This is a genomic window from Pseudomonas sp. HMSC066A08 (genome assembly GCF_001813025.1).
In the GTDB taxonomy this organism is placed as follows: Bacteria; Pseudomonadota; Gammaproteobacteria; order Pseudomonadales; family Pseudomonadaceae; genus Pseudomonas; species Pseudomonas aeruginosa.
The window spans coordinates 116929-129238 of record NZ_KV811323.1; the positions used below are offsets into that span (position 1 = coordinate 116929).

At 66.6% G+C, this 12310-nt stretch carries 12 protein-coding genes and 1 pseudogene; 6 read left to right on the plus strand and 7 right to left on the minus strand.

Features of this window, described 5'->3' with window-relative positions; all coding sequences use genetic code 11:
- Window positions 1-96: 96 nt before the first annotated feature.
- Window positions 97-810 (minus strand): GNAT family N-acetyltransferase, encoded by a 714-nt coding sequence (locus tag HMPREF2886_RS20115; protein ID WP_003139068.1) that lies wholly within the window; start codon window positions 808-810, stop codon window positions 97-99.
- Between the two features lie 144 nt (window positions 811-954).
- On the opposite strand from HMPREF2886_RS20115, the gene xthA reads away from it, so the two are divergent.
- A complete protein-coding gene (xthA, locus tag HMPREF2886_RS20120; protein WP_033978172.1) occupies window positions 955-1767 on the plus strand; it encodes an exodeoxyribonuclease III in 813 nt (270 codons plus the stop codon).
- 49 nt (window positions 1768-1816) lie between these two features.
- Here xthA and HMPREF2886_RS20125 read toward each other — a convergent pair whose 3' ends face one another.
- A complete protein-coding gene (locus tag HMPREF2886_RS20125) occupies window positions 1817-2149 on the minus strand; it encodes a YegP family protein (RefSeq protein ID WP_070748181.1) in 333 nt (110 codons plus the stop codon).
- A 234-nt stretch (window positions 2150-2383) separates the two neighbouring features.
- Window positions 2384-2815, minus strand: a complete 432-nt coding sequence (locus tag HMPREF2886_RS20130) for a VOC family protein (RefSeq protein ID WP_073648907.1) — start codon at window positions 2813-2815, stop codon at window positions 2384-2386.
- Window positions 2816-2905: 90 nt separating this feature from the next.
- On the opposite strand from HMPREF2886_RS20130, the pseudogene HMPREF2886_RS20135 reads away from it, so the two are divergent.
- From HMPREF2886_RS20135 to HMPREF2886_RS20150, 4 genes and pseudogenes are all read left to right on the plus strand, one after another.
- Window positions 2906-3824: pseudogene (locus HMPREF2886_RS20135) on the plus strand (LysR substrate-binding domain-containing protein).
- 60 nt (window positions 3825-3884) lie between these two features.
- Window positions 3885-5279, plus strand: a complete 1395-nt coding sequence (locus tag HMPREF2886_RS20140) for a substrate-binding domain-containing protein (protein ID WP_073648906.1) — start codon at window positions 3885-3887, stop codon at window positions 5277-5279.
- A gap of 149 nt (window positions 5280-5428) precedes the next feature.
- Entirely contained in the window at window positions 5429-6472 is a 1044-nt protein-coding gene (locus HMPREF2886_RS20145) for a TerC family protein (RefSeq protein ID WP_003104462.1), read from the plus strand.
- Window positions 6429-6620 carry a hypothetical protein gene (locus tag HMPREF2886_RS20150; RefSeq protein ID WP_003160407.1) on the plus strand — a complete coding sequence of 64 codons (192 nt, stop codon included), beginning with the start codon at window positions 6429-6431 and terminating at the stop codon, window positions 6618-6620. Before HMPREF2886_RS20145 ends, HMPREF2886_RS20150 begins: the two co-directional genes overlap by 44 nt.
- A 42-nt stretch (window positions 6621-6662) precedes the next feature.
- Here HMPREF2886_RS20150 and HMPREF2886_RS20155 read toward each other — a convergent pair whose 3' ends face one another.
- Entirely contained in the window at window positions 6663-7892 is a 1230-nt protein-coding gene (locus HMPREF2886_RS20155) for an acyl-CoA dehydrogenase (RefSeq protein WP_003089998.1), read from the minus strand.
- Between the two features lie 173 nt (window positions 7893-8065).
- Between HMPREF2886_RS20155 and HMPREF2886_RS20160 the strand changes: the two genes are divergently transcribed.
- Complete coding sequence (locus HMPREF2886_RS20160; RefSeq protein ID WP_003090000.1) at window positions 8066-8998, plus strand: LysR family transcriptional regulator; 933 nt, start codon at window positions 8066-8068, stop codon at window positions 8996-8998.
- 174 nt (window positions 8999-9172) lie between these two features.
- On the opposite strand, the gene HMPREF2886_RS20165 is transcribed toward HMPREF2886_RS20160, so the two are convergent.
- The 3 genes from HMPREF2886_RS20165 to HMPREF2886_RS20175 are packed head-to-tail and all read right to left on the minus strand — an operon-like array spanning window position 9173 to window position 12304.
- On the minus strand, window positions 9173-10300 hold the full coding sequence (locus tag HMPREF2886_RS20165; RefSeq protein ID WP_033978164.1) for an acyl-CoA dehydrogenase family protein: 1128 nt from the start codon (window positions 10298-10300) through the stop codon (window positions 9173-9175).
- Window positions 10301-10328: 28 nt separating this feature from the next.
- Window positions 10329-11519, minus strand: coding sequence for an acetyl-CoA C-acyltransferase (locus tag HMPREF2886_RS20170; protein WP_039027405.1), 1191 nt, complete (start codon window positions 11517-11519; stop codon window positions 10329-10331).
- Between the two features lie 17 nt (window positions 11520-11536).
- A complete protein-coding gene (locus HMPREF2886_RS20175; RefSeq protein WP_033978160.1) occupies window positions 11537-12304 on the minus strand; it encodes a 3-hydroxyacyl-CoA dehydrogenase in 768 nt (255 codons plus the stop codon).
- Window positions 12305-12310: the final 6 nt, after the last annotated feature.

The following is a 12310-nucleotide window of genomic DNA, read 5'->3' on the forward strand; positions in this document are numbered from 1 at the left end:
GATTTGCGCGGACGCCGCCGACCACCTCCTGACATTCGGGTTTTATGACGCCAAGCACCTGACAGGCATGGCTTTTCTCGCGCGTCCGGGGAACGCTCAGGTCGCCGCCGGCGTCTCGCCAGGATGCAGGAGGACGTGCTCGCGCACCGCTCCCAGCGTCACCTCGCCGATCTCGCGGTAGCCGTGCCGCTGGTAGAAGTCCAGGTAGCGGGCATTGCCGGTATCCAGGACCAGCCCCTGCGAAGCGGAGTCCTCGGCGCACCAGCGCTGCACGGCCGCCAGCAACTGCTCGCCGATCTGCCTGCCCTGGTACTCGGGATGCACGCCGAGCATCGGCAACTGGTGATGGGGGCCGACCGGCAGGCAGGCCTGCACCGCCCGGTGGTAATCCAGGTAGCGCCGGGTCGCGGCCAGGCCGACGCTGAACAGCATGCGCAGGCGCCAGCTCCAGCTCTCGGTGATATCCAGGCGGCGCTGCGGCGGCGTGATCAGGGCCGCCGCGACCAGCCGATCGTCGATGAACAGGCCGATGGCCGGCAACTCTTCGCCCAGATGGCGCTCGACCATCTCCCGGACGCAGGCACGCACGCGCTGGTCGTAGCCGGCGCGCTGCGCATCCATCAGGTAGGCGAAGGTCGGTTCGTGGCGGTAGGCGTGGTAGAAAAGCGAGCGGACTTCGCGGCTATAGCCGTCGTCGAGCAGACGGACATCGGTGACCTGATCAGGCATGGAACGCATTCCTTGTCGGCCGCCGGCGCAGCGACACGCACGCTTCGCCACGGCGATTGGTCGAGCGGATGGCCTGGCCATCCCCGTCCGCGGCAGACCACAGGGCCGGCAAGGCGCCAAGCCACACAGCCATCGGGTACCCGGCGGACACTAGCACAGCGCCTCCAGGGTCGCCAGGCATCCCCCGGCTGGGCTAGCATTCCTGTTTTTGCCAGGACGCCCACCATGAAAATCGTCTCTTTCAATATCAACGGTCTGCGCGCCCGGCCGCACCAACTGGCGGCGCTGATCGAGCGGCACCGGCCCGACGTGATCGGGCTGCAGGAAACCAAGGTCGCCGACGACCAGTTTCCCCAGGCCGAGATCGAGGCGCTCGGCTACCACGTCCACTACCACGGGCAGAAAGGCCACTACGGCGTCGCCCTGCTCTCCCGCCAGGCGCCCCTGGAGCTGCATCGCGGCTTTCCGAACGACGGCGAGGAATCGCAGCGGCGCTTCATCTGGGGCACCTTCAGCGACGCCCAGGGCAACCCGATCACCGTGATGAACGGTTACTTCCCGCAAGGCGAGAACCGCGAGCATCCGACCAAGTTCCCGGCCAAGCAACGCTTCTACGCCGATCTCCAGTCGCTGCTGGAGAACAGCTTCAAGCCCGAGCAGGCCCTGGTGGTGATGGGCGACATCAATATCTCGCCGGAAGACTGCGATATCGGCATCGGCGAGGAGAACCGCAAGCGCTGGCTGAAGACCGGCAAGTGCAGCTTCCTCCCGGAAGAGCGCGAGTGGCTGGCGACCCTGAAGAACTGGGGCCTGGTCGACAGCTTCCGGGCCCTGAATCCGGAGGTGGACGATCGCTTCAGCTGGTTCGACTACCGTAGCCGCGGCTTCGAGGACAATCCCAAGCGCGGCCTGCGCATCGATGTGATCCTGGCCAGCCGGGTGCTGCAATCGCGCTTCAAGGACGCCGGCATCGACTATGACCTGCGCGGCATGGAAAAACCCTCCGACCACGCGCCGATCTGGCTGGAACTGGCCTGAAGCCAGGCCCATGAAAAAGGCCCATCCGCGGATGGGCCTTGCGTCGCGGTCAGGCGGCGTCCTTCACCAGGGTGGTCTGGCCGACCTCGGCGATCACCGCGATGGCCTCGCGCCGGGCCACCTCGGAATCGTACAGGTGGCTGGTGATCAGCGCTTCCTTCTCCGCCCCACGGAGGACGAAGTAGTTCTTCCCGCCCGAGTGGATGAGCTTCTGATAGCGCTCCTCCTGGCCACAGTGACGACGGAACTCGACGACCGCCTTTTCGACCGCCTCGCGATCCTGGTAAAGCCCGCTTTCCAGCAGAGTCGAACCGTCCCGGGATTTCAGACGGAAGCGGAAGGTTCCGCTGGTGTTTGTCTTCAACTCGTACCAACTGCTCATGACTGCTCCTTACTGGCAATGCAGAGGGGTCGTGGCATGCTCCGGCGACAACCGGCCGGACAAAAGCATGCCGGCCACCCCCGCGTTGGACGGGGGCGGCGCTCGACCGACAATGTAAAACCGCATGGCGACGCGGATATCCGGGCATCCGCGTCAGGGGCAGCACCTTAGTAGCAATGCTCGGAAAAATATGCCGGTAAATTCCTAATATTCAGTAGGAATTTACCACCCACATCAGGCTCCGCTTTCCACCACGGGCCCTTTCAGCTCGACTCGATTGCCGTCCGGGTCGAAGAAGTACAGCGACCAGCCATCGCCCTCGGCACCGAAGCGAATCTCCGCAGGAACCTGCGGTAGCAGGTCGAAGCGTTCCAGGTGGGCGACCAGCGCCGCCTCGTCGAACGGCTCTATGCGCACGCAGAAATGGTCGACGTTGCGCCCTTCCCCACCCGGCGCCGCACCGCCCTCCCGGCCGAGCGACCCGGACACCGCGACCAGATCGAGCATCGACGTGCCCAGGCGCAGATGGGCCAGTTCCAGGTCGTCGCGCCACTTCACCACCACGCAACCGAGGACATCGCGATAGAACGCGATGCTGCGTTCCAGGTCGCGGACCCGCAGGACGATGTGATCGAGACGTTCGACGACGAAGGGTTGCATGGTCATTCACCTCTTGGACCGTGGACTATGGCGAGACTTTAGCCAGCGCACCCCGGGTTGATAATGCTTTAATCCCTGATTCATTGATTACTGACAGTGAATTATCCACGTGGATCACCTCACCGCCCTCAAGGTCTTCCGCGCCGTGGCCGCGAATGGCGGCTTCGCCGCCGCGGCCCGGCAGATGAATCTCTCGCCGGCCGCCGTGAGCAAGAACGTCGCCGAACTGGAAGCGCACCTCAAGGTGCGCCTGATCAATCGCACCACCCGCAGCATGAGCCTGACCGAGGCCGGAGAAGTCTACCGGCAGCGCCTGGAGCGCATCCTCGACGACCTCGAGGCCGCCGACGCCGCGCTCACTTCGATGCAGCAGGGCCCCAGCGGCCTGCTGCGGGTCAGCGCCCCGCTGACCCTCGCCCTCACCTGCCTGACCCCGGCCATTCCGGCTTTTCTCCAGCGTTATCCGGACCTGCGCCTGGAACTGCTCCTGCAGGACGGCCGCCAGGACCTGATCGCCGAAGGCATCGACCTGGCCCTGCGCGGTAGCGACCGGGTTGCGGACTCCGGCCTGGTCGCCCGCCCGCTGCTGGTCCTGGAGCACGTGCTCTGCGCGGCGCCGGCCTACCTCAGGCAGCGTGGCCAGCCGCTGCGGCCGGAGACCCTGCGCGAACACGAGTGCATCCGCTTCAGCCTCTCTGGCCATGCCGACCGCTGGACCTTCCGCAAGGACCGCGAATGCATAGCGGTGCCTATCGCCGGCCGTTACCGGGTGTCCTCCAGCCTGGCGGTGCGCGATGCCCTGCTCGCCGGCTTCGGCTTGAGCCTGATCCCACGGCTGTACGTACAGGCGGAACTGGCCGAAGGCCGCCTGGTTGAATTGCTGGCTGGCTGGAAGGCCGACGAAACGGCGATCCACGCGGTCTATCCATCGCGCCAACTGGCCGGCAAGACCCGGGTGTTTCTCGACTTCCTGACCGAGACAATGGCGCAGGGCCATGATTCCCCAACGCTGTAACCTTAGCGTCACCCGTCTGACTTAATCTCGCCGGCAAATTCCCTTCCCCCATAGAAGACGATGCCCGCGATGCCACACCGCCAGCGCGCCAGTGACAAAGACCTCTGGAGCCGTACCCTGAGCCTGGTTTTCCTCGGATTCCTCTGTTACGCCTTCCCCTGGACGGTATTCGCCGCCCCCTTGCCGATCCCCACGGACGACACGCCGGCGCTGCGCATCCAGGGTTCCAACACCATCGGCGCGAAGCTCCTGCCGGCCCTGGTCGAGGGCCTGATGGAAGAGGAAGGCCTGGAGGATATCCGCCGTACCCCCGGAGAACGGGAAAACGAACTCCATCTGCTCGGCAAGCGCCGCGACGGCCGCCTGGCGAGGGTGGAGCTATCCGCCCACGGTTCGAGCACCGGCTTCGCCGCCCTCCTCGAACGTCACGCCGAACTCGCCGCGGCCTCGCGTCCCGTCAAGGACAGCGAAGTTCGCGCCCTGGCCGGCTTTGGCGACCTGCGCAGCCCATATGCCGAGCAGGTGATCGCCATCGACGGACTGGCGATCATCCTGCATCCGGACAACCCGCTGGCCTCGCTGGACACCGCGCAACTGGCGGCGGTGTTCGCCGGCGAGGTGCGTACCTGGGAAGAACTGGGCGGCAAGGGCGGCGCCATCCGCCTGTACGCTCGCGACGAACAGTCCGGCACCTACGACACCTTCAAGGAACTGGTGCTGGCCAGTCACGGCAAGAGCCTGGCCAGCGACGCCCGCCGCTTCGAATCCAACGATCGGCTGGCGGCCGCGGTGAGCACCGATCCACACGCCATCGGCTTCGTCGGCATTGCGTCGGTGGGCCGGGCCCGTGCCTTGGCCATCGCCGACGGCGAATCGCTGCCGATGGCGCCCCAGGAAAGCCTGATCGCCACCGAGGACTACCCGCTGTCGCGCCGCCTGTTCCTCTACCTGAAGCCCGGCGAGAAGAACCCCTGGGCCCAGGCCCTGGTACGTTTCGCCCAGGGCCCGCGCGGCCAGGCGATCGTCACCCGCAGCGGCTTCGTCGCGCAGAAGATCCAGGCGGTGCAGATCGCACCGCGCCCGCAGATGCCTGCCGAATACCGCAAGCTCGCGGAACAGGCGCGGCGCCTGACGGTGAACTTCCGCTTCCAGGAAGGCAGCGCGCTGCTCGACAACAAGGCACTGCTCGACGTACAGCGTTTGCTGGACTACCTACGGCAAAATCGGAAACTGCAGGAGCGCACCGTGCTGGTGGGCTTCGGCGATCCCAAGTCCGACGCCGAGCGTTCGGTCCTGCTTTCGCGCCTGCGCGCCATGGCCGTGCGCCGCGAACTGGCCCGCGGCGGCGTGAGTTTCCGCGAGATCGCCGGCTTCGGCGACGAGTTGCCGGTCGCCAGCAACGACCAGGAACTGGGCCGACAGAAGAACCGGCGAGTGGAAGTCTGGGTCTACTGAACGCTGTAGCACTTTGTAACCTCGCCGTTTTGCCGGCACCCGGAGCCTGGTTTATTTTTTCCGAGTGACTGCGGGCCCCTCTGACGGTAAGCAATTGCCGCCATGTCGGAGTCACATGACCATCCGACAATTCGAAGCGAGGGGGCCCAATGGCAGCTCTGCATGCATTTCTCACCGAACCGTTCCTCGGTACGGCTACCTGGTTCTGGCTGGCCTTCCTGGCCATCGTCATCGTTCTCCTGGTCCTCGACCTCGGCGTGCTGCAACGCGACCACCACGAAATCGGCGTGCGCGAAAGCCTGCTGCTGTCCGCCGGCTACTTCGCCTGCGGCCTGGCCTTCGGCGGCTGGGTCTGGTACGCCTTCGGCCCCACCAGCGCGGTGGAGTACTACACCGGCTTCCTGGTCGAGCAGTCGCTATCGATGGACAACGTCTTCGTCATGGCGATGATCTTCAGTTTCTTCGGCATCCCCCGCCGCTACCAGCACCAGGTACTGTTCTGGGGCATCCTCGGCGCCATCGTCCTGCGGGCGATCATGATCGGCCTGGGCGCCGCGCTGGTGAAGGAATTCGACTGGATCATGTACGTGTTCGGCGCCTTCCTGCTGTTCAGCGGCGTGAAGATGCTGTTCAACAAGCACGAGGAAGAACCCGACCTGGAGCACAACCCGGTGCTGCGCTTCCTGCGCAAGCACATGCGGGTGACCAAGGAACTGCACGAGCATCACTTCTTCGTCCGCCTGCCGGACGCCAGCGGCAAGCTGGTGCGCTACGCCACCCCGCTGTTCTTCGCCCTGGTGCTGATCGAGCTGGCCGACCTGGTGTTCGCGGTGGACAGCGTGCCGGCGATCTTCGCCATCACCCAGGACCCGTTCATCGTCTACACCTCGAACATCTTCGCCATCCTCGGCCTGCGCGCCCTGTACTTCTCGCTGGCGGCGATGATCCACCGCTTCGTCTACCTGAAGTACGCCCTGGCCCTGGTGCTGGTGTTCATCGGTGCGAAGATCATGCTCCACGGTGTGATCGGCAAGATTCCCGCCGGCCTCTCGCTTGGCGTAACCTTCGGCCTGCTGGCGGGCGGTATCCTGCTCTCCCTGCTGAAGACCCGCACGCCGAAAGCCACCGTCGAGGACAAGGCCGAACCGAATGCCGAACACGCTCTGGATCGAACGTCTGGACACCCACGCTGAACCTTTCTGGCGGGTCCGCCTCGGCACGCGTGGGATCTGCTTCCGCAACGAGCGGGCGGCCCGCGAGTTCGCCGCCCTGCTGCACAGCCGTCGCGCGTGGCAGCTGGAACGCAACGCCGAGGAAAAAGGGGCGGAGTCCCCGGAATGAAAAAGGCCCGCATCCGCGGGCCTTTTCCCTATACCACAGCCGTCAGCGGCTGCTGCGCAGCATCTCCCTGGGCACGTACTTGCCCAGCTCGAACTTGCCGATCGCCGCGCGGTGTACCTCGTCCGGACCGTCGGCCAGGCGCAGCGTGCGCTGCATGGCGTACCAGTAGGCCAGCGGGAAGTCGTTGGAAACCCCGGCGCCACCGTGCATCTGGATCGCCCGGTCGATCACCTTCAACGCCACGTTGGGCGCCACCACCTTGATCTGGGCGATTTCGCTCTGGGCGATCTTGTTGCCCACGGTATCCATCATGTAGGCGGCCTGCAGGGTCAGCAGGCGCGCCATGTTGATCTCCATCCGCGAGTCGGCGATGTGATCGATGTTGCCGCCCAGGCGCGCCAGCGGCTTGCCGAACGCGGTACGACTGACCGCGCGCTTGCACATCAGTTCGAGGGCGCGCTCGGCCATGCCGATGGAACGCATGCAGTGGTGGATGCGGCCCGGGCCGAGGCGCCCCTGGGCAATTTCGAAACCGCGGCCCTCGCCTAGGATGACGTTCTCGTAAGGCACCCGCACGTTCTCGAACAGCACTTCGGCATGGCCGTGCGGCGCGTCGTCGTAGCCGAACACAGGCAGCGGACGAAGGATCTTCACCCCGGGGGTGTCGACCGGTACCAGGATCATCGAATGCTGCTGGTGGCGCGGCGCGTCCGGGTTGGTCAGGCCCATGAATATCAGGATCTTGCAGCGCGGATCGCAGGCGCCGGAGGTCCACCACTTGCGCCCGTTGATCACCCAGTCGTCGCCCTGGCGCTCGGCGCGCGCCTCCATGTTGGTCGCGTCGGACGAGGCCACGCCCGGTTCGGTCATGGCGAAGGCCGAGCGGATCTCGCCGCTCAGCAGCGGTTCCAGCCAGGTGCGCTTCTGCTCTTCGCTGCCGTAGCGCACCAGCACCTCCATGTTGCCGGTATCCGGCGCAGCGCAGTTGAAGGGTTCCGGCCCGATCAGCGAACGACCCATGATTTCCGCCAGCGGCGCGTATTCGTGGTTGGCCAGCCCGGCACCGTACTCGGACTCGGGCAGGAACAGGTTCCACAGTCCTTCGGCCTTGGCCTTGGCCTTCAGCTCTTCCATGATCGCCGTCGGCTGCCAGCGGTCGCCCTCGGCGACCTGGCGCTCGAACACGGCTTCGGCGGGATAGACATGCGCTTCCATGAACGCACTGACGCGTTCACGCAGCTCCTGGACCTTGGGGGAATAGGCGAAATCCATGGGGGATACCTTCTGACGGGTTGGCAGGCGAGGCATCGGACAAAGGCGCTGGTAACGATGCCGGAACAGGGCTTAAGATTTGCCCAGTCTATTTTTTCCGTCCATGAACATTCATGATCCATATGGGGGTCATCCAAGCCCCCAATAACAAGAAAAGTCGCGGAGCCAGTGCCATGAACCTGAACAAAGTCGACCTGAACCTGTTCATCGTGTTCGATGCGATCTACACCGAAGCCAACCTGACCCGCGCCGGGCAGATCGTCGGCATCACCCAGCCAGCCGTATCCAACGCCCTTTCCCGCCTGCGCGAGACCTTCAACGACCCGCTGTTCGTGCGCACCGCCCAGGGCATGGTGCCGACCCCGATGGCGCAGAACATCATCGGCCCGGTGCGCAACGCGCTGCAGTTGCTGCGGGTTTCGGTGCAGGAGAGCCGCAGCTTCGATCCGCAGCAGGCGAACAAGACCTACCGCATCAGCATGACCGACCTCACCGAGGCGGTCATCCTACCCCCGCTGTTCCAGCGCTTGCGCCGCCTGGCGCCGAACGTGCATATCGAGAGCTTCCTCGCCAAGCGCCGCGAGACCACCAAGGAACTCGCCGCCGGCCGCCTCGACTTCGCCGTCGACGCGCCGCTGAACACCGATCCCCAGGTGCGCCACGTCAAGCTGATGGAGGACCGCTACGTCTGCGCCATGCGCCGCGGACACCCGCTGGCGGGCAAGCCGAAGCTGGCCCTGGACGATTACCTGGGCCTGACCCACATCCACATTTCCAGCCGCCGCAGCGGCCTCGGCTACATCGACCTGGCGCTGGGCAAGATGGGTATCCAGCGCAAGATCGCGCTGCGCTCGCAGCACTACCTGATGGCCTCCACGGTGGTCCAGCAGACCGACATGGCGATGACCGTGCCGGAACGCTTCGCCCGTCACCACGACCTGCATTACGCCGTGCTGCCGGTGAGCGACGTGCCGAAGCTGGAAACCCACCTGTACTGGCACGAGAGCACCGATCAGGACCCGGCCAACCGCTGGATGCGCGAACAGATCATCGAGCTGTGCCAGCAGGTCACCGCGCGCGAGAACAAGGCGGCACAGCCGGCGTGAGCACCTGCCAAGAGGCGTAGGGCGAACGAGGCTCGGGCGTTTGCTTCCGAGGTGCCTCAGCGCGCCCTCTCCCTGAAGGGAGAGGGCGCGGTTCGAACCTGGGGCGACCCTCGCGCGAGGCGCATACCAGCCACAGGTGGTATGCGCCGGTGCGGAAACGACGGATAGTCGCCTCTACAGGCTGCGCGCGATCACCAGGCGCTGCACGTCGCTGGTGCCCTCGTAGATCTGGCAGACCCGCACGTCCCGATAGATGCGTTCCACCGGGAAGTCCTTGAGGTAGCCATAGCCACCGAGGGTCTGGATCGCCGCGGAGCAGACTTCCTCGGCCATTTCCGAGGCGAACAGCTTGGCCATCGAGGCTTCGGTCAGGCATGGCAGGCCGGCTTCGCGCAGGCTGGCGGCGTGGTGGACCATCTGCCGCGCCACGGCGATGCGGGTGGCCATGTCGGCCAGGCGGAAGGCCACCGCCTGGTGTTCGATGATCGGCTTGCCGAAGGTTTCCCGCTCGTGGGCGTAGTCGCGCGCCGCCTCGAACGCCGCGCGCGCCATGCCGACCGCCTGGGCGGCGATGCCGATGCGGCCGCCTTCGAGGTTGGCCAGGGCGATGCGGTAGCCCTCGCCCTCCTCGCCCAGGCGCAGCGCGGCCGGGATACGCAGGTCGTTGAAGGCCAGCTGGCAGGTGTCCGAGGCGTGCTGGCCGAGCTTGTCCTCGATCCGCACCACCTCGTAGCCGGGCGTGTCGGTGGGCACGATGAACGCGCTGATGCCGCGCTTTCCGGCATCCGGATCGGTGACCGCGAAGACGATCACCATCCCCGCGTGGCTGCCCGAAGTGATGAACTGCTTGGCACCGTTCAGCACGTAGTGGTCACCGTCGCGGCGGGCGCGGGTCTTCAGGAAGCTGGCGTCGGAACCGGCCTGCGGCTCGGTCAGGGCGAAGGCGCCGAGCATCGAACCCTGGGCCAGCGGGCGGAGGAAGCGCTCCTTCTGCTCGGCGCTGCCGAACTTGTGGATCGGCATGCAGCCGACCGAGTTGTGCACGCTCATGATGGTCGAGCAGGCGCCGTCGCCAGCGGCGATCTCCTCGAGGGCCATGGCGTAGGCCAGGTGCCCGGTCTGCGCGCCGCCCCACTCCTCGGGCACCAGCATGCCGAGGAAGCCGAGGTCGGCCATCTCGCCGATCGCCTCGGCCGGGAAACGGTGCTCGCGGTCCCAGTCGGCGGCGAACGGTTTCAGCCGTTCCTGGGCGAACTGCCGCGCCATGTCGCGGATCTGGATCTCTTCTTCGCAGGGAATCATCGCGGGTTCCTCTTCTTCACTGCCTGCATCAGCGCAAGCGCTCGACGGCGATCGCGGTCGCCTCGCCGCCGCCGATGCAGACCGCCGCCACGCCGCGTTCCAGGTCGTACTGCTGCAGGGCGTTGAGCAGGGTCACGACGATCCGCGCGCCGGACGCGCCGATCGGGTGGCCCAGCGCGCAGGCGCCGCCATGCACGTTGAGGCGCTCGTGGGACAGGTCGAGGTCGCGCATCGCCGCCATGCCGACCACGGCGAAGGCTTCGTTGACCTCGAACAGATCGACCTCGCCGAGCGACCAGCCGGTGCGCTGCATCAGCCGTTGCACCGCGCCGACCGGGGCGGTGGGGAACAGGTTCGGCGCGTCGGCGAACGAAGCATGGCCACGGATCGCCGCCAACGGCGCGAGCCCGCGTCCCTCGGCCTCGGAAAGGCGCATCAGGACCAGCGCGGCGGCGCCATCGGAAATCGAACTGGAGTTGGCCGCGGTCACCGTGCCGCCTTCGCGGAACGCCGGCTTCAGGGTCGGGATCTTGTCCAGCCGGGCCTTCGGCGGCTGCTCGTCGCTATCCACCCGGCGCTCGGTCTTGCCGGCGGTGACCGTCAGCGGCACGATCTCGGCCTCGAAGCGCCCGTCGCGCATGGCTTGCTGCGCGCGGGTCAGCGAGGCCACGGCGAACTCGTCCTGTGCTTCGCGGGTGAAGCCGTAGGCCTCGGCACAGTCCTCGGCGAAGGTGCCCATCAGGCGGCCCTTGTCGTAGGCGTCTTCGAGGCCGTCGAGGAACATGTGGTCGAGCACCTTGCCGTGGCCCATGCGGTAGCCGCTACGGGCGCGCTCCAGCAGGTAGGGCGCGTTGGACATGCTCTCCATGCCGCCGGCCAGGGCAACCCGGGCACTGCCGGCGAGCAACGTGTCGTGGGCGAGCATCAGCGCCTTCATGCCCGAGCCGCACATCTTGTTCAGCGTCGAGCATGGCGTGCCGCGCGCCAGTCCGGCGCCAAGCACCGCCTGGCGCGCCGGCGCCTGGCCCTGGCCGGCGGCGAGCACGCAGCCGAGCACGGCCTCGTCCACTTCGTCGGCTTGCAGGCGCGCCCGCTCCACCGCGGCGCGCACCGCCGCGGCGCCGAGGGTAGCGGCGTTGACGTCCTTGAAGTCGCCGAGGAATCCGCCCATCGGGGTGCGGACGGCGCTGACGATGACGATCGGATCTTCGCGGGTCATGGGATCTTCCTCCTGTATTAGCGTGCGGCCATGCGGATGGCGCCGTCGAGACGAATCACTTCGCCGTTGAGCATGCTGTTCTCGATGATCTGCCGGACCAACGCGGCGTACTCGTCCGGACGCCCCAGGCGCGGCGGGAACGGCACGCTGGCGCCGAGGGAGTCGCGCACCTCCTGGGGCATGCCGGCCATCATCGGTGTCTCGAAGATGCCCGGGGCGATGGTCATCACTCGGATGCCGAAGCGCGCCAGCTCGCGGGCGATCGGCAGGGTCATGCCGACCACCCCGCTCTTCGAGGCGGAATAGGCGGCCTGGCCGATCTGCCCGTCGAACGCCGCCACCGAGGCGGTATTGACGATAACCCCGCGCTCGCCGCCCTCGTCCGGCTGGCCCTGGGACATGGCCTCGGCGGCCAGGCGCAGCATGTTGAAACTGCCCAGCAGGTTGATGTCGATGACCCGGCGGAAACTCTCCAAGGCATGGATGCCATTGCGCCCTAGGACCTTCTCGGCCGGCGCCACGCCCGCGCAATTGGCCAGGCCATGGAGACCGCCGAAGGCCTCCAGTGCAGTGGCCACGGCCTGGCGGCCGTCGGCCTCGCTGGCGATGTCGGCCCTGACGAAGCGCGCCTGGGCGCCAAGCTCGGCGGCCTTGGCCGCGCCGGCCTCGGCGTTGATGTCGGCCAGCACCACCTTGCCGCCCTGCTCCACCAGCATCTTCGCGGTGGCGGCGCCGAGGCCGGAGCTGCCGCCGGTAACCAGGAACACTCGATTTTCGATACGCACGTCGTT